Annotated in this window: 18 protein-coding genes and 1 tRNA gene; 15 read left to right on the forward strand and 4 right to left on the reverse strand. The window is 40.9% G+C overall.

Annotation, left to right across the window (positions count from 1 at the left end; genetic code table 11):
• Nucleotides 1-209: 209 nt before the first annotated feature.
• On the reverse strand, nt 210-506 hold the full coding sequence (locus tag EWE74_RS20325; RefSeq protein ID WP_130143496.1) for a hypothetical protein: 297 nt from the start codon (nt 504-506) through the stop codon (nt 210-212).
• A gap of 345 nt (nt 507-851) precedes the next feature.
• Between EWE74_RS20325 and EWE74_RS21475 the strand changes: the two genes are divergently transcribed.
• The 8 genes from EWE74_RS21475 (at nt 852) to EWE74_RS21480 (ending at nt 6834) form a co-directional block, all read left to right on the forward strand.
• On the forward strand, nt 852-3272 hold the full coding sequence (locus EWE74_RS21475; protein WP_130143497.1) for a TonB-dependent receptor: 2421 nt from the start codon (nt 852-854) through the stop codon (nt 3270-3272).
• 56 nt (nt 3273-3328) lie between these two features.
• Complete coding sequence (locus EWE74_RS20335; protein ID WP_206365315.1) at nt 3329-3811, forward strand: DUF4625 domain-containing protein; 483 nt, start codon at nt 3329-3331, stop codon at nt 3809-3811.
• Between the two features lie 89 nt (nt 3812-3900).
• Nucleotides 3901-4926, forward strand: coding sequence for a DUF4625 domain-containing protein (locus EWE74_RS20340; protein WP_130143499.1), 1026 nt, complete (start codon nt 3901-3903; stop codon nt 4924-4926).
• Nucleotides 4927-5003: 77 nt separating this feature from the next.
• Nucleotides 5004-5231, forward strand: coding sequence for a hypothetical protein (locus tag EWE74_RS20345; RefSeq protein WP_130143500.1), 228 nt, complete (start codon nt 5004-5006; stop codon nt 5229-5231).
• Between the two features lie 12 nt (nt 5232-5243).
• Nucleotides 5244-5477 (forward strand): GTP-binding protein, encoded by a 234-nt coding sequence (locus EWE74_RS21385; protein WP_317125974.1) that lies wholly within the window; start codon nt 5244-5246, stop codon nt 5475-5477.
• Nucleotides 5477-5650, forward strand: a complete 174-nt coding sequence (locus EWE74_RS21390) for a GTP-binding protein (RefSeq protein WP_239018734.1) — start codon at nt 5477-5479, stop codon at nt 5648-5650. The genes EWE74_RS21385 and EWE74_RS21390 overlap by 1 nt, the downstream gene beginning before the upstream one ends.
• Before the next feature lie 17 nt (nt 5651-5667).
• Nucleotides 5668-6663 carry an NAD(P)/FAD-dependent oxidoreductase gene (locus EWE74_RS20355; RefSeq protein ID WP_206365316.1) on the forward strand — a complete coding sequence of 332 codons (996 nt, stop codon included), beginning with the start codon at nt 5668-5670 and terminating at the stop codon, nt 6661-6663.
• Nucleotides 6664-6699: 36 nt separating this feature from the next.
• Entirely contained in the window at nt 6700-6834 is a 135-nt protein-coding gene (locus tag EWE74_RS21480; RefSeq protein WP_262708797.1) for a hypothetical protein, read from the forward strand.
• A gap of 255 nt (nt 6835-7089) precedes the next feature.
• Here EWE74_RS21480 and EWE74_RS20360 read toward each other — a convergent pair.
• From EWE74_RS20360 to EWE74_RS20370, 3 genes are all read right to left on the reverse strand, one after another.
• Nucleotides 7090-7163: transfer RNA gene (locus EWE74_RS20360), tRNA-Pro, on the reverse strand.
• A gap of 836 nt (nt 7164-7999) precedes the next feature.
• A complete protein-coding gene (locus EWE74_RS20365) occupies nt 8000-8410 on the reverse strand; it encodes a hypothetical protein (RefSeq protein ID WP_130143501.1) in 411 nt (136 codons plus the stop codon).
• 145 nt (nt 8411-8555) lie between these two features.
• Nucleotides 8556-11120, reverse strand: a complete 2565-nt coding sequence (locus EWE74_RS20370; RefSeq protein ID WP_130143502.1) for an ATP-dependent Clp protease ATP-binding subunit — start codon at nt 11118-11120, stop codon at nt 8556-8558.
• Between the two features lie 178 nt (nt 11121-11298).
• On the opposite strand from EWE74_RS20370, the gene ettA reads away from it, so the two are divergent.
• From ettA to ccoS, 7 genes are all read left to right on the forward strand, one after another.
• Nucleotides 11299-12981 (forward strand): energy-dependent translational throttle protein EttA, encoded by a 1683-nt coding sequence (ettA, locus tag EWE74_RS20375; RefSeq protein ID WP_130143503.1) that lies wholly within the window; start codon nt 11299-11301, stop codon nt 12979-12981.
• 5 nt (nt 12982-12986) lie between these two features.
• Nucleotides 12987-14171 (forward strand): PAS domain-containing sensor histidine kinase, encoded by a 1185-nt coding sequence (locus tag EWE74_RS20380; protein WP_130143516.1) that lies wholly within the window; start codon nt 12987-12989, stop codon nt 14169-14171.
• A gap of 12 nt (nt 14172-14183) precedes the next feature.
• Entirely contained in the window at nt 14184-15254 is a 1071-nt protein-coding gene (locus EWE74_RS20385) for a response regulator (RefSeq protein ID WP_130143504.1), read from the forward strand.
• Between the two features lie 99 nt (nt 15255-15353).
• Nucleotides 15354-15797 carry a Rossmann-fold NAD(P)-binding domain-containing protein gene (locus EWE74_RS20390; RefSeq protein WP_130143505.1) on the forward strand — a complete coding sequence of 148 codons (444 nt, stop codon included), beginning with the start codon at nt 15354-15356 and terminating at the stop codon, nt 15795-15797.
• Nucleotides 15781-17136: an oxygen-independent coproporphyrinogen III oxidase gene (gene hemN / locus EWE74_RS20395; RefSeq protein ID WP_130143506.1), complete on the forward strand. Its 1356-nt coding sequence runs from the start codon at nt 15781-15783 to the stop codon at nt 17134-17136. The genes EWE74_RS20390 and hemN overlap by 17 nt, the downstream gene beginning before the upstream one ends.
• A gap of 43 nt (nt 17137-17179) precedes the next feature.
• On the forward strand, nt 17180-19594 hold the full coding sequence (locus EWE74_RS20400; RefSeq protein ID WP_130143507.1) for a heavy metal translocating P-type ATPase: 2415 nt from the start codon (nt 17180-17182) through the stop codon (nt 19592-19594).
• Between the two features lie 86 nt (nt 19595-19680).
• Entirely contained in the window at nt 19681-19836 is a 156-nt protein-coding gene (gene ccoS, locus EWE74_RS20405; RefSeq protein WP_130143508.1) for a cbb3-type cytochrome oxidase assembly protein CcoS, read from the forward strand.
• Nucleotides 19837-20111: the final 275 nt, after the last annotated feature.

The following is a 20111-nucleotide window of genomic DNA, read 5'->3' on the forward strand; positions in this document are numbered from 1 at the left end:
TTCGTTAAAAGTGATTGAAATCTAGTAGCTTGTTAATGGAATTGACATATCAAGAATCGGAACCAACATGTTATATGGGGTGAATAAGGCACTTCCAATTGTCATCATTTTAAAATGATGCTTGGGTTTCCTCTCAGCTAAGAAATGAATTGTATCCAAATAACAAGTAGCGTCAAGTTGATGTCAGGGCTACGCTCCACTGTTGTAGATTAGCTAATTGGGGGATGGAATACAGAGGTGTTGTAGTTAAATAGATAATCAATCAGATAAGGTGAGAAATGGTTTGGACCGATTTCTTCTTTCGGCTGATACATCGTATGTATGGTGCTCTCTTTATGCAGATAGAGTGCATTATATTCATATACTACCAGATTCTTTTTTGTTTCTTCTTTTTCTTTTTCGCTTATTTTCTGCATCAATATACATTGACCATCACAGTGAAGCTGCGGCCGGTCCTTGTTTACACATTTTGCGAGATAATCGGGTAGATGTATCTGATATTCCATTGTCATAATACTGCGATAGAATGATTGCAGTGTCAAAGCGAGTAATAGAATATAGGTACAAAAACGTATCAAACCTTTTTTTCTTAATGGATCTCAACAAAGATACGGAAAGAATATCTTCTAGAAATGATAAACATCACTTTTGTGAATTATTTACCCTTTTTTCTAGCGAACTATTCACTGTATTACGCTATCTATTTATTACATACCAAGGGTTGAGATTTTTGGGAGTGGATCTAGATTAACACGGATATAAAAATAAAAGCAATAAAGTTGCTTTTGATATTTATGTATTTTATATTTGCATCTTTGTTGCTTTTAAAGAGCTAATAGGAACGCGAATTGATGAAGTATAACATTATCTGCTTGTTTAACGTATTATTAACGACATTTATTTACGCACAGGAAAAAGAATGTACGCTTTCAGGTGTGATAATTGATGCTGATTGCAAGACTTTGCCTAATGTATCGATTGTGATCGCTACATTAGGACATTCCTCGAAATCGGATCATACAGGAAAGTTTTCAATAGCTGGTTTACCTCAGGGTAAACATGTCGTCGTACTCAGTCATGTAGGTTATATACCGGAAGAGAGAACAATAACGATTGAAAGTACCCCAATTGATTTGGGAACTATCGTTATGAAGAAGACCAATTATGCGATAAAACAAGTTGATGTCCTGGGAGAGATTTACGCCACTACGCCTGCCGGTGCGCTGAATAAAGAGCTTGTCGATCAGCAGTATATCCATCGGCATCTGGGTGGAAGCTTAATGCAGACACTTTCACGACTTCCAGGGATAAGCAATATCGGTATCGGATCTGGGCAGTCAAAACCTTTGATCCGAGGTCTCGGTTTCAACCGCGTCGTAGTCGTAGAAAAGGGCGTCAAACATGAAGGACAGCAATGGGGCGCCGATCATGGACTGGAAATCGACCAATTTGCTGCCGGAAATATCGAAGTGATCAAAGGGGCGGCGTCTTTCCTGTATGGCTCCGATGCTATCGGCGGTGTCATTGACATAAAGCCAGAGCCTTTGTCCGAAAAGGAATCGCTTTCGGGATCCCTGAACCTCATTGGCAAATCGAATAACGACCTCTACGGTGTGTCTGCAAATGCACAGGGTAGGACAGAAAACTGGATCTATGGAGGAAGGGTTACCTATCAGCGTTATGGCGATTATCGGGTTCCAACGGATACCGTACATGTTTATGACTATCCGGTGCGCCTTCACAAAAATAAGGCTCGGAATACGGCGGGAAAAGAACTGAACTTCCACTTCAATGGAGGGTATGCTACCGAAAATTTCGAGACTATTTTCTATATCAGCAACAATTCGAACAGAAGTGGTTTCTTTGCTAATGCCCATGGACTCGAACCGCGAAGAGTCGATACCGAACTGCACGATACCTCCAGCCGGGATATGCAAATGCCGTATCAACAGGTGAACCACTTCAAGGTTATTAACCGAAGTTCCTTAACGATAGGTTTCCATTGTATAGAAATGGAAGCCGGATTTCAGCATAATTTCCGTCAGGAATACAGCAAATATGTAAATCATGGCTACATGCCACCTGTATATCCGGACAGCATGAAAATGCCTTCAGACCTTGAACGGCAATATGACAAAAGGGTTTATTCTTTGAATCTTCGTGACAGGTTTTCCATAGGACAGCACACTTTTGTAGCCGGAATCAATGGTGAGTACCAGCACAACCGGATTGACGGATGGAGTTTCCTCATTCCCGGTTTTAATCAACTTTCAGCCGGCGCTTTTCTATATGACCGATACCGGTTAAGTGACAAAGTTTCGCTGTATGGAGCCTTACGATATGATTATAGCCATATCGAAACCATAAAATATACAGACTGGTTTCCGTCTGTCGTTTCAGAGGAGAACGGCAACTCGGAAACTGCATATCTCACGCGGGCCGCAAATCTTCAGCGCACCTTTAACAGCTTGGTTTGGTCTTCGGGAGCCACATACAATGAAGGAGATTTTTCAATGAAGGCCAATGTTGGTAAAAGTTTTCGCGTACCGATAGCCAAAGAACTGGCTGCAAATGGTGTCAACTATCATTATTTCAGTTACGAACTTGGGGATCCGGCGCTATCGCCCGAACAATCGTATCAATTTGATGCGGGACTCAGCTACAGCAAAGAAAAACTCAGTTTAGAACTGAATCCTTTCTATAACTACTTTAGTAACTATATATACTTAAACCCCACGCCCCGCCACGACCATTTTTATGGAGCCGGGAACCAGATTTTTGAATATACACAAAGTCGGGTACAACGTTATGGCGGAGAAATCAAAATAGGTTACCGGTTCTCGGAAGTCTTCCGTACAGAGCTGCTCGCCGAATACGTAAAAGCTGAGCAACTCTCGGGGAGCAAGAAAGGATATCCATTACCATTCTCGCCGCCGGCCTCCTTCCTCGCCAATATGAGCTGGCAACCGAATACGGGTTCCCTAAAGAATTCTTACTTCTCTGTTGATTTGCGGTTGGTGGCTCCGCAGAACGAAATCGTCCCTCCGGAAAAGAAAACTCCGGGATATGAACTTGTAAACGTTCAGGTTGGTCATCCATTGATGATCTATGGTAAACCTATACAGATAAATCTGCAGGTGCAGAATCTCTTTGATACCAAATATTTGGACCATACCAGTTTCTATAGGCTGATCGAAATGCCCGAAGTAGGAAGAAATATTGTGCTTTCGCTGTCTGTACCCTTTGACTTCTCCCGCAAAAGAAAATCATGACGATGACTATAACATGTTAAATAAAACAAGTAATGAAAAAGACAAAAATTAGATATATGAAATCATTTAAAAAGCTATGCTTATTTATTATACTGGGAATTTTTTCTTTCTCTGGCTGCAAAAAGGACAACGATGAAACAACTGTCGATAATCATGCACCCGTTATTGACCTTACTGGTGATGCTTTTCCCGTTCAATGCAGCACGTTGAAGAGAGGCGGGAGTTTTACCTTTAAAACGAAATTCAGCGACAATATTGAACTGGGTACCTACAGCATAGATATCCACCATAACTTTGATCACCACACCCACAGCACCGAGTTCGAAGAATGTGAACTGCAACCTAAAAAAGAGCCTGTAAAACCTTTTTTGTTTATCAAGTCCTACGATATACCATCCGGTCAAAAAAATTATGAGGCCGTACAACAGATCGAAGTATCTGCCGACATCGACCCTGGCGACTATCACTTTATGATATCCATATCCGATCATGTTGGTTGGAGTACTATAAAAGGACTGAGTATACAGATTGTGGAATAATATGCTTGCTGGGGGACCGATATGTCATAACAGCTATACGAATTGAAGAAATAATATCAATAATTTATCATAATTAAAATTAAGTTAACATGAAAAAAACAAACATTTATCTATTCTTATTCCTTCTATTAGGAATATTCGGCACATTGAGTTCCTGTAGTAAAGACGATGATGAGATCCCTGTTGGAAAACCTGTAATCAACCTCTCTGAAGTGGGGCTTGAAAACAGTAGAACTGCCGTTGCAGGTTCAGACTTACATCTGGAGGGGGATATCCTCGCAGAAGGTCTGATTGCGAAGATCGACATCGAAATCCACCAAGAAGGCGGCGGAGAATACAAGATTGAAAAATCTTGGACTGAAGGCAAATATATAGGTGTGAAAAATACCACGTTCCACGAGCATCTGGATATTCCTGCTGACGCACCCGCTGGAGAATATCATCTGCATTTTGCCGTGACGGATCAACTTGGAAATACAGCAACAGTCGAGTCTGAATTGACTATCGAAAGTGCTGATGTGCCTGTTGCCTATCAATTACAATTTACCGAATCAGCGGGTTATGCACACGGCAATCATTTCCATGACTTGGCAGACAAAGAAGGCGCAGAAACAATTACGGTGAGCTTTGATGCGCAAGGATCAGCTATTATAGGAGGACACCTGCATTTGGATCCTCACGGAATCTACAAAGTCGAACTGAAACAATTTGATGATGCCGGAAATGAGGTGCAGGGAAAATATATCGAGAGTGAAGACGTAGCTAAATACTATAAGGCATTTTTAATCGGCGGAGATTTCATACTTAATTCTACTACTGAAGATGAAAGCGGCGCGATCTTCCAGCCAAGAGAGACAAAATATGGCGACGGAACTGACGTTACCGGAGCAAGCGGTACAGGTACAACGGGAACAATATTCTACTTTACAGTGGGACATGCCAATGAGGGGGAGAAAGATGTGACGTATGTATTGAGAAAATTCTCGTCTGCATCAATAAAACCAACCATCACACGTGAGCAGTGGAACTTGACCGACTATGCAACCAAATTTGCCGGCGAAGACGTCATCAAGCTGTCGTTTGAAATACATGCTGAAGAAGGACACGACCATTAACCGTCCTTACCACATGGCAGGAAGGAATCGGACATCTTTTTGTCCGATTCTTATTTTTGGTTCAAAATGAGAGAACAATGAGTGTCATTCCACAAAATTTTGAAGACTGGAAGGTCTGCATTGAAAAGAAATGCGGCATCCCTTTGACCCTGGAATTTGCAAAAAAACGTCTGGCTGTATATGAAGACGAGACACTGGCCGAGACACGCAGGTTCATCAAACTATACGGGCATGAGCATCTGCAACATATCAGAGAGTGGTTCCGGCAGATCGTCCGTGAGGAAGGAATTAAAATAAGGTTTTAATAAAAAATAGCAATGAACAGAAAATTACCCGTTACCGTTTTAAGCGGCTTTTTGGGAGCCGGAAAAACATCTTTGTTGAACCATGTGCTGCATAACAAAGAGGGGCAGAAAGTGGCCGTCATCGTAAATGACATGAGTGAGGTGAATATTGACGCGCAGGCGGTTGAACGTGAGAACGTACTATCCCGTACCGAGGAGAAACTGGTTACCAGTATCCCGCCTACGCGGAGATACGGAGCGATCTGATGAAACGCTGGCACCCCCAATGGGAGGATAGAAAAAATGAACTGGTGTTCATCGGTCAGAATCTGGAAAAGGAGAAGTGTGTAGCAGAACTGGAAGCCTGTCTATTAACTGAAGAGGAAGCCGATGACTGGCGCTTTACATGGTGGAAGGATGAATTTCCAAAAAATATTTAAAACCTAACATAACGGATATGAACAGAAGGGAATGGATAACAAGCAGCGGACTCGCCTTGCTGGCTTGGAATACTCCTTTTATCGCCCGTTCAAATATAGAGAACATGGAAAAAAAATCGCATTTTGACGTTATTATTGTTGGCGGAAGTTATGCCGGTCTCTCGGCTGCAATGGCTCTCGGTCGTTCGCTGCGGAATGTCCTCGTCATTGACAGCGGCTTGCCGTGTAACCGTTTTACGCCACATTCGCACAACTTTATTACGCATGATGGTTCTATCCCGAAAGATATCACAGATAGAGCCAGATCACAGGTGCTTGCGTATTCTACGGTAGCGTTCTGTTCGGGACGTGTCATTAGTGCCCATAGGGCGACGGATGGCTATAGTATACAAGTGGAAGAAGGTACTTTATATACGGCACGTAAACTCGTGCTAGCTACAGGTGTACGCGATCTCCTCCCTGATATCCCCGGCTTTGCGGAAAGTTGGGGGAAATCATTAATACATTGCCCCTATTGCCATGGCTACGAATTTAGAGAAAAAAAAACTGGTATTATAGTAAATGGGGAGAAAGCACTCCATCTGGCTTCGCTTGTGAACAACCTTACGGACAACGTAACGATACTGACCAACGGAAAGGCAGATTTTTCTGAAGAGCAGACGGCAAAATTGATTTCGCATGGCATCGGCATTGAACAGGAAAAGGTCGTATCAATTGAACAGGTAAACGGAAATATCCATGGTGTCACCCTAACCGACGGCCGTACCCTGGATTTCGAAGCTCTGTATGCTGCACCCTCGTTCGAGCAACATTCCGGTATCTATAGCGATCTGGGCTGCGAGCTGACAGAATCCGGCCATATCAAGGTAGACCAATTCCAGCAGACTACCGTAAGCGGTGTGTTTGCGTGTGGAGATTGCTCTGGGATGTTGCGCTCGGTAGCTTATGCCGTTGCAACGGGCAATATTGCTGGTGCGATGGTCAACCACCAGATGGTACAGGACGATTTCTAGACGTAATAACAGCGATATCGCTACCGTGAATGCGGCATGACAAAGGCACTCAGTCCGTTGCCAGACTATTACAAAGCAGAACTGGGCAACCATCACATGGATGGTGCAGTACTGCTGTTTTCTGGGATATGTGAAGGATGTAGAAAACATGGAAAGAGCAGAAAAAGGTAGCTGACTTATGACGCATAAATAATCATAACCTTTTATTACCAAAAGGTTCTTGGACGAAAAAATATGATACAGGAAAAAGATATACTGCCCGTAACGATACTGACCGGATTTTTAGGCTTGATCCCAACTTTTCAGCTTGATCCGAAATTATATGCTTAAAAAGCATTACCCCCCCCCCAAGAATTCGGTATGATCCAGCTTTTGTCCGAAATATATCCGAAAATAGAAAAAGCCACTGATTATCAGTGGCTTTTGTCGGGGTGGCAGGATTCGAACCTACGACCTCCACATCCCAAATGTGGCGCGATACCGGGCTACGCTACACCCCGAAAAGATATCACCTTTGATTTTGTGTGGCACAAATATACGGTATATTTGATGGTTGTCAATATGTTTTTTCGTTCAGTGACTTAAATGATTGATAATATGATGAATAATATTTTTTCATTCAAATGCGTAGGTTTACATCGATGAAGCAGACATGGATGAATTAGTGAAGGTCTGCTTTGAGTTTGTCTTGTAGTTCAACATTTTCTATACCAACAAGTGTATTTTAAAACCATCCAAATGGTAGCTTAATATGTAGTAACGCTCATTTGCAACAAACACAGGTGCGATTACGACAAGGTGTTTTGTCTCTATTATGATGTGCAATAAATTTAAGTGTATATACTATATATTTGTTTTGGATAATATATACGCAGCCTTAAATAGGCTTGAGTTTACGCTTATGCTACGTAACATGCGTTTAACGAAATGTAATTTTACCTATAACTGCATGTTATTTAATGTAAAGTATAATTAAGTTGCGATAAAGTGTCTGTAGTGCGACACGTAGCTGAGTATGGACGAAAAGAAAACAAGTGTGGAAGGGGATATGTAGGCTGCATTTATGTTTTAAAAGGCTGAAGGCGGCGCAAAGAGCCTTATAGTAGCAAAATAATTTCCTGTGACGCTAAAAAATCCGACATGCATAATCGCTTCTACGGATGGCGTCGTTTCCAAAAATGTTGTAGCTACGACAAAGTACATTGCACTCGAAACTATGTTACGTAGCAAAAAGAACAGCCATCTCTTTAATGTACTTACCCCAAAAAGTTAGACATCATTTGGGATAATCCATATTGGACATGGCCGTTATATAAATTTAAACTGCTAATTAAGTTTACTCTACATAATCAGCTTCAGTTAGAGAAACTTTAACGACCACTGATTGTGGGATACGATTTAATACATTCGTCCCGGCTGCGTAGATCCTTATCAAACCTTCACTATAATCAAATCGGTATGTCACTCCATTGTGAATAGCTCCATTCGTATGGTAGGTATCTTCATTATCAAAACTAAGAGCGATATTAACAATTCCTTGTTTTATGTAGTAATCTGTCAATTCGGGAACGTCTAAATCTGTATAGGCATTACTAGAGCCATCTGCTATCCAACTATTACCTGTGACAGTATATACTGCTGTAATACTCGGGATCAAATCATAGTTCTCATAGTACTCCTTCGTACAGCTGCTTGTCGAAGCTAAGGCAGCTGTGCCAATTAAAAAGGCTAATAAAAATCTTTTCATGTGTATCGTATTAATGGTTATTAAACTTTGTTCATATTCAATAAGACGTTAAAAAACGTTAATAGTTTAAATAAAGCAAAAAATAAGCCAAATAAAAAGCGCTATATCTCTCGATATAGCGCTTTTTTAATTTTGATTGAAAAAGCTATTCCTTTTCTTTATCGTTGGATTCTGAAACATCAGATTCAATGGAATCACCAGATGGCTCCTTCGGATTGACACTACTAACAGTGATCTCCTTTTTATCGTCATCGTAATCGATGTTCAGTTTTGAACCATTTTTAACCTCGCCTTTCAGTATTTCTTCAGCAATTGGATCCTCTAAATACTTTTGGATAGCCCGTTTTAATGGGCGTGCTCCGAAGTTACTATCATACCCTTTTTCGGCGATAAAGTCTTTCGCTTTATCGGTAAGTTTTATATGATAACCTAGACTTTCGATTCGATGGAATAGTGATCTTAGTTCAATGTCAATTATCTTAAAGATATGCTCTTTAGCCAATGAATTGAACACAATAACATCATCGACACGATTCAAGAACTCCGGTGCAAAAGCACGTTTGAGCGCTGTTTCAATAACTCCTCTGGAATGTGAATCCGCTTGTGTTGCTTTTGCAGCTGTGGTAAACCCTACACCTTGTCCGAACTCTTTCAGCTGACGTGCACCGATATTTGAAGTCATGATGATAATCGTATTGCGGAAATCTACTTTTCTACCCAAGCTATCTGTCAGTTGTCCCTCATCCAATACCTGTAATAATAAGTTAAATACATCCGGGTGTGCTTTTTCGATTTCATCGAGCAATACTACTGCATAGGGTTTGCGACGTATCTTCTCCGTTAGCTGTCCACCTTCTTCATATCCTACATATCCTGGAGGCGCTCCGACTAAACGTGACACCGCGAATTTTTCCATATATTCACTCATGTCAATTTGGATCAATGCATCTTCCGAATCAAACATGAAACGAGCTAACTCTTTCGCTAATTCAGTTTTACCTACACCCGTAGGACCCAAGAAAATAAAGGAACCGATAGGTTTCTTCGGATCTTTCAATCCGGCGCGAGTCCGTTGTATAGCTTTCACTAATTTTTGTACGGCGTCGTCTTGACCGATAATACGGCCTTTAACCGCTTCCGCCATGTTCAGTAGTTTTTGGCTATCCGACTGGCTAACACGTTGAACAGGAATGCCTGTCATCATGGACACCACCTCAGCTACGTTATCTTCCGCCACTGTGTAACGTTTGGATTTTGTTTCCGCTTCCCAAGCAGCTTTTTCCTTTTCAAGTTGGTCAAGTAGTTTTTTCTCCGTATCCCGTAGCTTTGCTGCTTCCTCATATTTCTGGCTGCGCACTACTTTATTCTTTTCGACCTTAACCTCCTCGATTTTTTCTTCGATATCTAGAATAGACTGGGGAACATGGATGTTATTTAAGTGTACACGTGAGCCAGCTTCGTCCAGCGCATCAATAGCTTTATCCGGTAAGAAACGGTCGGTAATATAGCGGGTAGTTAGGGAGACACAGGCCTCAATTGCATCCGCTGTATAGGTGACATTGTGATGTTCCTCGTATTTATCTTTGATACGATTCAGAATCTCTATCGTTTCGTCATGCGAAGCAGGCTCGACAACGACTTTCTGAAAACGACGATCTAAGGCACCATCTTTTTCGATATACTGACGGTATTCATCTAATGTAGTAGCACCGATACATTGGATTTCACCTCGAGCCAATGCCGGTTTGAACATATTCGAAGCATCCAAAGAACCTGAAGCACCACCTGCTCCTACGATAGTATGGATCTCATCGATAAATAAAATTACATCGGGCGATTTTTCCAGTTCGTTCATCACGGCCTTCATCCGTTCTTCAAACTGACCGCGATATTTTGTGCCTGCTACTAAAGAGGCTAAATCCAAGGTGACCACCCGTTTGTTGAATAACACGCGAGATACTTTGCGTTGCACAATGCGTAGCGCTAAGCCTTCGGCTATAGCCGATTTACCAACCCCCGGCTCTCCAATTAAAATCGGGTTATTTTTCTTGCGGCGCGAAAGAATCTGTGAAACACGCTCAATTTCTTTCTCACGACCGACAATAGGATCCAACCGGCCTTCCTCTGCCGCCTTGGTTAAATCGCGTCCGAAATTGTCCAATACAGGTGTTTTTGACTTGATGTCAGAAACTTTCTTCGGTGCTGTAAATTGTTGATCGTCGTCTGCAAAATCATCATCTCCTGTAGACGAACTCGATGCTTCGTCTGTAATGGTTGTTCTGTTTTGCTCAACTTCGCTCTTAAATATGTCGTACGTAATGCTGTATTGTTGCAAGACCTGTGACGCGATATTTTCCTCGTCTCGTAAAATAGCCAATAGTAAGTGTTCCGTGCCAATTACATCACTTTTGAAAATCTTAGCCTCCAAATACGTTATTTTCAGTACTTTCTCGGCTTGCTTAGTCAACGGCATATTTCCGATAGGCGCACGAGACATCGACGACCCTTTTACGGCATCTTCGGTAGATTGACGGATTGATCCTATATCGACTCCAATATTTTTCAAAATCTTTATCGCCACTCCATCGCCTTCACGAATCAAGCCGAGTAAAAGATGTTCCGTGCCAATATAATCATGGCGGAGTCTTAACGCTTCTTCTCGACTATAAGAAATGACATCTTTTACGCGTGGTGAAAATTTTGCTTCCATTATTAACCTTTCCTGTTTTAATGATAGGATGATATAAATGTATAAAAATAAATTATAAATCCTATGCTATGTTCTGTCAGATTTATCAATAATTACGCCATAGCCCCGAAACTATCAAAATGGCAGTCCTTCCGAACTAAAAATGACTATATTTGTACAAAACAGGAATACGAATCTTATGTCTGACGAGAAAATTATTTTTTCAATGGCCGGTGTAAATAAGATATACCCGCCGCAAAAGCAAGTCCTTAAAAATATCTATTTATCTTTTTTTTACGGAGCAAAAATTGGTGTCATCGGATTGAATGGGTCTGGCAAATCTTCTTTGCTTAAAATTATTGCCGGTATAGATAAATCCTATCAGGGAGAAGTTGTCTTTTCACCGGGTTATTCTGTTGGCTATTTGGCGCAGGAACCTGAGTTGGATACGGAAAAAACTGTAAAAGAGATCGTAGAGGAAGGTGTGGCTGAGACGACAGCAGTCCTAAAAGAGTATGAAGAAATAAATGAGAAATTTGGTTTGCCCGAGGTATACGAGAATCCGGACGAAATGGATAAGTTGCTTACGCGCCAGGGCGAATTGCAAGATAAAATTGATGCTACGAATGCCTGGGAATTGGATACGAAATTGGAACGCGCAATGGATGCTTTACGTTGTCCGGAACCAGATGCCAAAATTGCCAATTTGTCGGGTGGAGAGCGTAGAAGGGTGGCACTTTGTCGGTTGTTGCTTCAAGAACCGGATGTTTTACTCTTGGATGAGCCTACCAATCACTTGGATGCGGAATCCATTGATTGGTTGGAACAGCACTTACAACAATATAAGGGCACGGTTATCGCCGTTACCCACGACCGATATTTCTTAGATAATGTTGCTGGATGGATTCTAGAGTTGGATAGAGGAGAGGGAATCCCCTGGAAAGGAAATTATTCGTCTTGGTTAGACCAGAAAGCAAAACGTTTGGCACAGGAGGAGAAACAGGAAACCAAACGCCAGAAAACACTTGAACGGGAATTAGAATGGGTGCGTATGGCGCCGAAAGCAAGACACGCGAAATCTAAGGCTCGTTTACATAATTACGAAAAGTTAGCGTCTGAGGAAACGAAAGACAGGGAAGAAAAGCTAGAACTATTTATTCCTCCAGGTCCACGCTTAGGGAATACAGTAATTGAAGCCGATAATATTGCTAAAGCATATGGTGATAAATTATTGTTTGAGAACCTTAGTTTTTCGTTGCCGCCAGCCGGTATCGTGGGTATTATTGGGCCAAATGGTGCTGGTAAAACGACCTTGTTCCGGCTAATTACGGGACAGGAACAACCCGATACGGGAACTTTTAAGGTCGGGGAAACCGTCTTATTAGGGTATGTGGATCAAAACCATGATGACCTGGATCCGAATAAAACGGTATGGGAGAATATTACCGAAGGTAACGATAACATCATGCTTGGGAATAGGTCGATAAACTCGCGGGCATATGTGTCAAAGTTTAATTTTAACGGAGCCGACCAACAAAAGAAGGTCGGTGTGTTGTCAGGAGGAGAGCGGAATCGTGTCCATCTCGCCATTACGTTAAAAAAATCTTCCAATGTATTATTACTCGATGAGCCGACCAATGATATCGATGTAAATACATTACGTGCGTTGGAGGAAGGATTGGAGAATTTTGGCGGCTGCGCCGTTATCATTTCTCACGACCGCTGGTTTTTAGATCGTATCTGTACGCATATTCTAGCATTTGAAGGTGACTCTCAGGTTTATTTCTTCGAAGGGAACTACACCGAGTATGAAGAGAATCGTAAGAAACGTTTGGGTGATACAGGGCCAAAGCGTATCAAGTATAAAAAGTTGGTGAAATAGCGATGATTGATTCTGCTAGGCTTCTTGAGGCTATTATTGAAAACGCTATTGACGGGATTATCACCATTGATAGTGGTGGTATCGTGGAATCTATCAACCCCGCAGCATCTAGGCTTTTCGGATATAGCCCAGAAGAAGTGATTGGTAACAATATTTCCATGTTAATGCCTGAACCAGATCACAGTCGGCACGACGAATATATTGAGCGATATCAGAAAACGGGTGTCAAAAAAATAATTGGAATTGGCCGAGAAGTTCGTGGATTAAAGAAAGATGGCACCACCTTTCCGTTTCGATTGGCCGTCAGTGAAGTACATTACAAAAACAAAAATATCTATACTGGTTTTATACATGATCTTACCAAAGAACGTGCTGCCGAAGATGAATTAAGGAAACATGCTGATGAGCTGGAAGAAAAGGTAAGGGAGCGGACGAAAGATTTGATTAAGTTAGTTTCTGAGTTAGAGAAGGCAAAGTCAGATGTTAGTCTATCATTAGAAAAAGAGAAAGAGCTTAATCAAATGAAATCCCGTTTTGTCTCCATGGCTTCACATGAGTTTCGTACCCCATTGAGCTCTGTGCAATTGTCAGCCTCATTGATAGAGAAATATGCTGAGCGCCCTGATCTTCCGAATATCATGAAACATACCAATCGTATCCGCGGAGCTGTTCAATTATTAAATAATATTCTGAATGATTTTCTCTCCTTAGAAAAGTTAGAAGCGGGTAGGGTAGTGGTTAATAAAGCGGATATTAACTTGGTGCAGTTGGCTGAAGAGATAACAGAGGAGATGCAGATGATCTGTAAAAAGAATCAACACATCGTTTATCAACATACAGGTGCAGTAGGTATGTTTTATTTGGATGCCCATCTGATTAAAAGCAGCGTGATCAATTTAATATCGAATGCTATAAAATATTCTGGAGAAAATACCTTTATCGAGTTTTCTACCGAAATAATAGAGGATATTTGTATTATCTGTATTAAAGATAACGGTATTGGGATTCCGATAGAGGATCAGAAAAATCTATTCGAACCTTTTTTTAGGGCCCATAATACAGGCAATATACCTGGAACGGGATTAGGTCTTAACATTGTTAAACGCTATGTCGAATTAATGGACGGAAATATGGAATATCATTCGGCAATAAATGAAGGCGCAATGTTCAAAATGAGTTTTCAGCAATAAGTATATTGGAAAATGTCTAAAACTATATTGATAATTGAAGATAACTTCGAAATCCGGGAAGGAACGGCAGAAATACTATCATTGACTGGCGAATATAAGGTATTGACAGCAGTCGATGGAAAAGAGGGGGTAGATATGGCTTTTAAGCATCACCCGGATCTTATCCTATGTGATATTATGATGCCGGAACTCGATGGATACGGTGTATTGTATATGTTGAGCAAAAACGAAACGACTGCCGATATCCCATTTATTTTCCTAACGGCCAAGTCGGAGAGAACAGACATCCGCAAGGCAATGGAAATGGGGGCTGATGACTATTTGACAAAGCCATTTGACGATATTGAACTGCTCAATGCGATAGAAAGCCGTTTTCGTAAGCGAGAGAAGCGCATTGTTAACCAATTAATTACTGATTCGTCGAAAGTAGCAACTTTACAACTGAGTGAGGAAGAGCAAAATTATCTGTTACAAGGTTTGGTAAAAGAGGCGCGTGTGAAGGCTTTAAAGAAGAAACAGCATATTTATGAAGCAGGAGATACGCCACTTTTTATCTATTACTTGCTTAAAGGTAAAATACGTAGTTTTTTATTGTACCAGGATGGGCGTGAATTATCAACGGGTATTTACGTAGATGACAGCTTTTTTGGTTATGGAGCACTGCTGCTTAATGAACAATATAGCGATAATGCGGAAGCTCTTGAAGACTGTGAAATCGCATTGATCCCGAAAGAACGTTTTTTCGAATTGCTTTACAACAAACCAGCTATCGCGAGTAAGTTTATTACGTTGCTTTGTGGCAATATTCGGGAAAAAGAAGAACAAATGTTGGGTTTTGCTTACGATACGGTGCGTAAACGTGTAGCAAATGCATTAGTGAACGTGGCAGAAAAATCCGCACTATCCAGTAAGGATGGCGAAATTATGATTCGTATTTCTAGAGATGACCTTGCTGCCCTAGCAGGTACAGCAAATGAAACTATTAGTCGTATGCTGGCAGATTTCAAAGATGAGAGGTTGATCACGAAAACCGGTAATGCGATTATTATCCCATCTGTAGCTAAATTAAAAGCAGTTAGGTAATTAAGTGACCAATATCATTTTCTAACTTGATGCTGTGCATCCTAATCTTCCAGAGGTCTTATTATTTTTGTATCGTTTACTTTACAGAAATTCGACCCCATGAAAGCTGTCGCATATAATATTAAGGACTATGAGAAGGAATCGTTGGCGATTGCGAACGGGAAAGTTCATGATTTAACCTTGATTTCCAATTCGTTAAATCTTAGTACAATACACTACGCACATGGCAAGGAAGTGGTTATTGTTTCGGAAGATGATTTTTTGGACGGTAAATTACTGGAAGAATTGCAGCGGGCGGGCGTACAGAAAATAGTTACCCGTTCCATAACCACAGATCATATTGATTTGCATCGAGCATACGATCTGGGAATCCAAATCGCAAATACCCCCTATGAAGACCGTACCCCAAAAGGTATTGCGGAGCAAACCATCCGTAACCTAAACCTTTGGGGTAATGGAAAATGCGTAGGTCAAGCTTGTTGTTGTGTGAAGGAATGTAACGTCGTAAACCCAAACCAGATAAAAAATGACACCACAAAATAGCTTGATTGCCAAATACAATGTAGCTGCACCGCGCTACACCAGCTATCCGACGGTTCCGTTCTGGGAGAATACTATTTTTAATCCAGAAGAATGGCTGAGCCGTATAAAAGCAACTTACAGCAAGTCAAAAAATGACGGAATAAGTTTGTATGTCCATCTTCCGTTTTGCGAAAGCCTATGTACGTATTGTGGATGCAATACCCGGATTACCAAAAATCATGGTGTAGAAACCCCTTATATTAATTATATACTCCGGGAATGGGAAATGTATAAAGCCTTTATTGACGGCGAGATTGTTATCAGCGAAATACATCTGGGCGGAGGAACCCCTACTTTTTTTGAACCAGCCAAACTGGAACGCCTGATCTTGGGTTTATTAGATGGCGCTGTTGTGAAAGAAGGAGCCTCTTTTTCATTTGAAGCCCATCCGGCAAACACCACAAAAGAACATCTTCGAACACTGTATAGTCTAGGTTTTCGAAGATTAAGCTTGGGCATCCAAGATTTTGATCCACATGTGCAATATCTCATTAATCGGCACCAAACGGTGGAGGATGTACAACGTGTTATGGATGAGGCTCGTGAAATAGGATATACCTCTATCAACTTTGATTTGATATATGGCTTGCCACTACAGACACAAACGACCGTACGGGATACGATAGAAAAATCCTTGCGTATGTCACCTGATCGTATATCTTTTTATAGTTACGCACATGTGCCTTGGATAAAGCCCGGACAGAGACGTTTTACGGAGCATGATTTACCTGTTGGAGAAGAGAAGTTAGCACTTTATATACTGGGCAAACAAATGATCGAGGAACTAGGTTATAAGGATGTAGGTATGGATCATTTTGCCAAACCCGAAGATGAGCTTTTCAAAGCTGCCCTATCGGGAAATTTGCATCGTAATTTTATGGGCTACGCGGATCGGTATACGCCTGTTTTAATTGGATTGGGAGTGTCATCTATCAGCGACGCTTGGAGTAGTTTTGCACAAAACGTAAAGAAAGTAGAAGAATATTATAAGCTGTTGGATGAAGGACGTCTACCCGTAGTAAAGGGACATTTATTGCATGAGGAAGATAAGGTAATACGTCGTTATATTCTGGATATGATGTGTAGAGGAAAAGTAGAGCTGAAGACTGGTTTTTCGCTTAATGATGTTATTGTTGGTCGATTGCGTCCTTTAGAAGAAGATGGTCTAGTGGAATACGTGGACGGTCATATTACAGCTACTCCAATTGGGAAATCATTTTTGAGGAATATATGTATGGTATTTGACCAGCGATTGCAATTATCAAAAGAACAAGAACAGTTATTTAGCCAGGCGATTTAAGAGCAATCGCACATAATATATCACGAGTCACGAAACACTAAAAATGCCGGAATCAGAACAAATCGTTAAGGAAAAAACATGCTTCCATTGCGGAGATAAAGTAGACAGCATACCTTATGTGTTGGATAACCGAAACTTTTGTTGCTTGGGATGTCAAACTGTATATCAGGTATTGAACGAGAGTAATCTACATAATTATTATCGCTACAATCAACATCCTGGGAAATCTCAAAAAGGACCTAAGGCAGATTTGAGTTATCTCGATGAACCTAATATTGTTGCCAAGCTCGTTGATTATAAAGATGAGGATGTAACCATGATTACGTTCTATATTCCGGTCATCCATTGTAGTTCCTGTATTTGGCTTTTGGAGCATCTCTATAAATTGCATGTTGGTATTAAAAGTTCGCAGGTTGATTTTATGAAGAAGCAAGCGAATATCACATTTAAGCATCAGGAGATTTCCTTACGCGAATTAGTGGAATTACTGGTGCAGATTGGTTACGAACCTAAAATTACGCTTCAAGACGTCGTAAAAGAAGGGAAGAAACTTAATCAACGGGGGTTGATAGCTAAAATAACCGTGGCCGGATTTTGTTTCGGAAATTCCATGATGATTAGTTTTCCGGAATACTTTGGAATGGCTGCATTTGAGCAGCAATATGCAAGTTTCTTCGGTTATATGAACTTGGCATTTGGTATTCCGGTGCTACTTTATAGTGCCTCGGATTATTTCAAATCGGCGTGGTTAAGTTTGAAACAAAAGCGGCTGAACTTGGATGTGCCTTTGGCATTGGGGATTTTCGTTTTGTTTTTTCGGTCGGCATTTGAAATCCTCACGCAAACAGGCCCTGGCTTTATGGACACCTTATGCAGCTTAGTTTTTTTTATTCTGGTTGGTAAATGGGTGCAACAACGGACATACTACCATATCTCGTTTGAACGGGATTATCGTTCTTATTTTCCGGTTGCGGTAACTGTAATTGAAGAGGAAAGTGAAAAACCTATACAGATAGCTGATTTGAAAGTAGGTCAACGCATCTTGGTGCGTAATAATGAAATCGTTCCGGCAGATGCTATTTTATTAAAGGGGAATGCCTCGGTTGACTTTAGTTTTGTAACAGGAGAATCGAAAGCTGTTGATAAAACATTGGGAGAGATTATATATGCAGGAGGTAGACAAATTGGGGAGGCGATTGAGTTAGAAGTTGTGAAACCTGTATCTCAAAGCTACTTGACGAGATTATGGAATAACGAGAGTTTCAAAACTCAGGAGAAGAAGTTTGATACCTTTATTGATTTTATAAGTAAATATTTTACTGTTGCGTTGATCAGTATAGCTATTGTCGCTTGTATTTTCTGGCTCATCGGTGGCGATTCATCAAAAGCATGGGGTGCTTTTACAGCCGTATTGATTATTGCTTGTCCTTGTGCGCTGGCTTTGAGTTCGCCTTTTACGCTTTCCGCTGCACTAAGTATTTTCGATCGGAATAAGTTCTATATAAAAAATACAGCTGCTATTGAGCAATTATCGGCGATAGATTGCGTGGTGTTTGATAAAACAGGAACCATTTCTTCTCCGAAATCTTCCTTGATGCTATTTGAAGGCGAATTGGATGAAGATGAACGTTCTTTGGTTTCTTCGGTATGCCGAAATTCTAATCATCCGTTAAGCAGAGAGATTGTCAAATGGATTGGTCATACGGTTATTCAGACAGCGGACGTCTTTAAAGAGATAACAGGTAAAGGTATGGAGGCTCTATTTGACACAACCGAGGTAAAAATAGGTTCTGCATCTTTTCTAGGTATTAAAAATGAGTATCAAGATGGTTCTGTGGTGTATATTATGATAAATGAAATGGTGAAAGGATATTTTACGCTGGAACAATCGTGGCGACAGGGATTATCCGAGGTGGTAGGCACATTAAACAAAGGGGAATATGATTTACACTTGATTTCGGGAGATAATGAAAGACGCTCTGATGCCTTGAAGCTCATTTTCCCAAGCAACGCTCGTTTATTATTTAATCAGAGTCCATCGGATAAACTGCACAAGATAAATTTTTGGCAAGACCGCGGAAAACAGGTGTGTATGTTAGGTGATGGACTTAACGATGCGGGGGCATTGCGGAAAGCGAATTTAGGAATAGCGGTTTCTGATGACATTAACAACTTTTCGCCCGGCTGTGACGCGATTTTAGATGGAGATTCCTTTGCTAAATTACCGTCGTTTTTTGCTTTTGCTAAAGATGCAGTCAAAGTTATACATATGAGCTTTGCCATATCTTTAACGTATAATGTGGTGGGATTGAGCTTTGCAGTACAAGGAACAATGTCTCCGTTATTTGCTGCGATTCTAATGCCGATCAGTACGGTAACCATTATTTCATTTACCAGTCTGACGACACGTTGGTTTGCCAAACGAAGGAAATTGTTGTCTAAACCTAAACTAGGTTAAGCTATATAAAGCAATATTTAAATTCGTATCTTTAAAGATCGGGCTATAGATAGCTGTTTAAATACACACTATTTAATACTATAAAAATGAGCATTATATTCTTTTTAATCGGTTGCAGTGTTTTCATCGCCTTAATATTTTTAGGTGCGTTTTTCTGGGCAAATAAAACCGGACAGCACGAAGATACATATACACCTTCTGTACGAATTCTTTTTGACGATGAAGTAGAGGAAGAAAAGTGAAAAATATCTTACAGTCCTCCAGTGTTTTGCGTTTTGTCGGGCCGAAAAAGGAAGAAAACTGTTGGAGTGTATTGTTAAAGTTTCTACCTTTGCACCACTCCGCGAGGGAGGGCGTCCTGTTTACAGGATATGTTGAACGGGGATAGGTAAAAAAGAAAATATTTTTTTTGTTATTCCGAAAAACATCCCTACCTTTGCAGTCCCTTCGGGAACGAGGGGTACAGAAACAGAAGATCGACGGCCTATTTGGTCGGCAGATATAAATGCCAAAGCGC

This window comes from Sphingobacterium corticibacterium (assembly GCF_004208525.1).
GTDB classification, from domain to species: Bacteria; Bacteroidota; Bacteroidia; order Sphingobacteriales; family Sphingobacteriaceae; genus Sphingobacterium; species Sphingobacterium corticibacterium.

What these genes read in the sequence shown, in the direction of transcription:
- EWE74_RS21475 (WP_130143497.1), top strand. Translation starts at nt 852, where the DNA reads ATGAAGTATAACATTATCTGCTTGTTTAACGTATTATTAACGACATTT.
- EWE74_RS20335 (WP_206365315.1), top strand. Translation starts at nt 3,329, where the DNA reads ATGAAATCATTTAAAAAGCTATGCTTATTTATTATACTGGGAATTTTT.
- hemN (WP_130143506.1), top strand. Translation starts at nt 15,781, where the DNA reads ATGACACCACAAAATAGCTTGATTGCCAAATACAATGTAGCTGCACCG.
- EWE74_RS21480 (WP_262708797.1), top strand. Translation starts at nt 6,700, where the DNA reads ATGACAAAGGCACTCAGTCCGTTGCCAGACTATTACAAAGCAGAACTG.
- EWE74_RS20345 (WP_130143500.1), top strand. Translation starts at nt 5,004, where the DNA reads ATGAGTGTCATTCCACAAAATTTTGAAGACTGGAAGGTCTGCATTGAA.
- ccoS (WP_130143508.1), top strand. Translation starts at nt 19,681, where the DNA reads ATGAGCATTATATTCTTTTTAATCGGTTGCAGTGTTTTCATCGCCTTA.
- EWE74_RS21390 (WP_239018734.1), top strand. Translation starts at nt 5,477, where the DNA reads ATGAAACGCTGGCACCCCCAATGGGAGGATAGAAAAAATGAACTGGTG.
- EWE74_RS20325 (WP_130143496.1), bottom strand. Translation starts at nt 506, where the DNA reads ATGGAATATCAGATACATCTACCCGATTATCTCGCAAAATGTGTAAAC.
- EWE74_RS20340 (WP_130143499.1), top strand. Translation starts at nt 3,901, where the DNA reads ATGAAAAAAACAAACATTTATCTATTCTTATTCCTTCTATTAGGAATA.
- EWE74_RS21385 (WP_317125974.1), top strand. Translation starts at nt 5,244, where the DNA reads ATGAACAGAAAATTACCCGTTACCGTTTTAAGCGGCTTTTTGGGAGCC.
- EWE74_RS20400 (WP_130143507.1), top strand. Translation starts at nt 17,180, where the DNA reads ATGCCGGAATCAGAACAAATCGTTAAGGAAAAAACATGCTTCCATTGC.
- ettA (WP_130143503.1), top strand. Translation starts at nt 11,299, where the DNA reads ATGTCTGACGAGAAAATTATTTTTTCAATGGCCGGTGTAAATAAGATA.
- EWE74_RS20370 (WP_130143502.1), bottom strand. Translation starts at nt 11,120, where the DNA reads ATGGAAGCAAAATTTTCACCACGCGTAAAAGATGTCATTTCTTATAGT.
- EWE74_RS20355 (WP_206365316.1), top strand. Translation starts at nt 5,668, where the DNA reads ATGAACAGAAGGGAATGGATAACAAGCAGCGGACTCGCCTTGCTGGCT.
- EWE74_RS20365 (WP_130143501.1), bottom strand. Translation starts at nt 8,410, where the DNA reads ATGAAAAGATTTTTATTAGCCTTTTTAATTGGCACAGCTGCCTTAGCT.
- EWE74_RS20385 (WP_130143504.1), top strand. Translation starts at nt 14,184, where the DNA reads ATGTCTAAAACTATATTGATAATTGAAGATAACTTCGAAATCCGGGAA.
- EWE74_RS20390 (WP_130143505.1), top strand. Translation starts at nt 15,354, where the DNA reads ATGAAAGCTGTCGCATATAATATTAAGGACTATGAGAAGGAATCGTTG.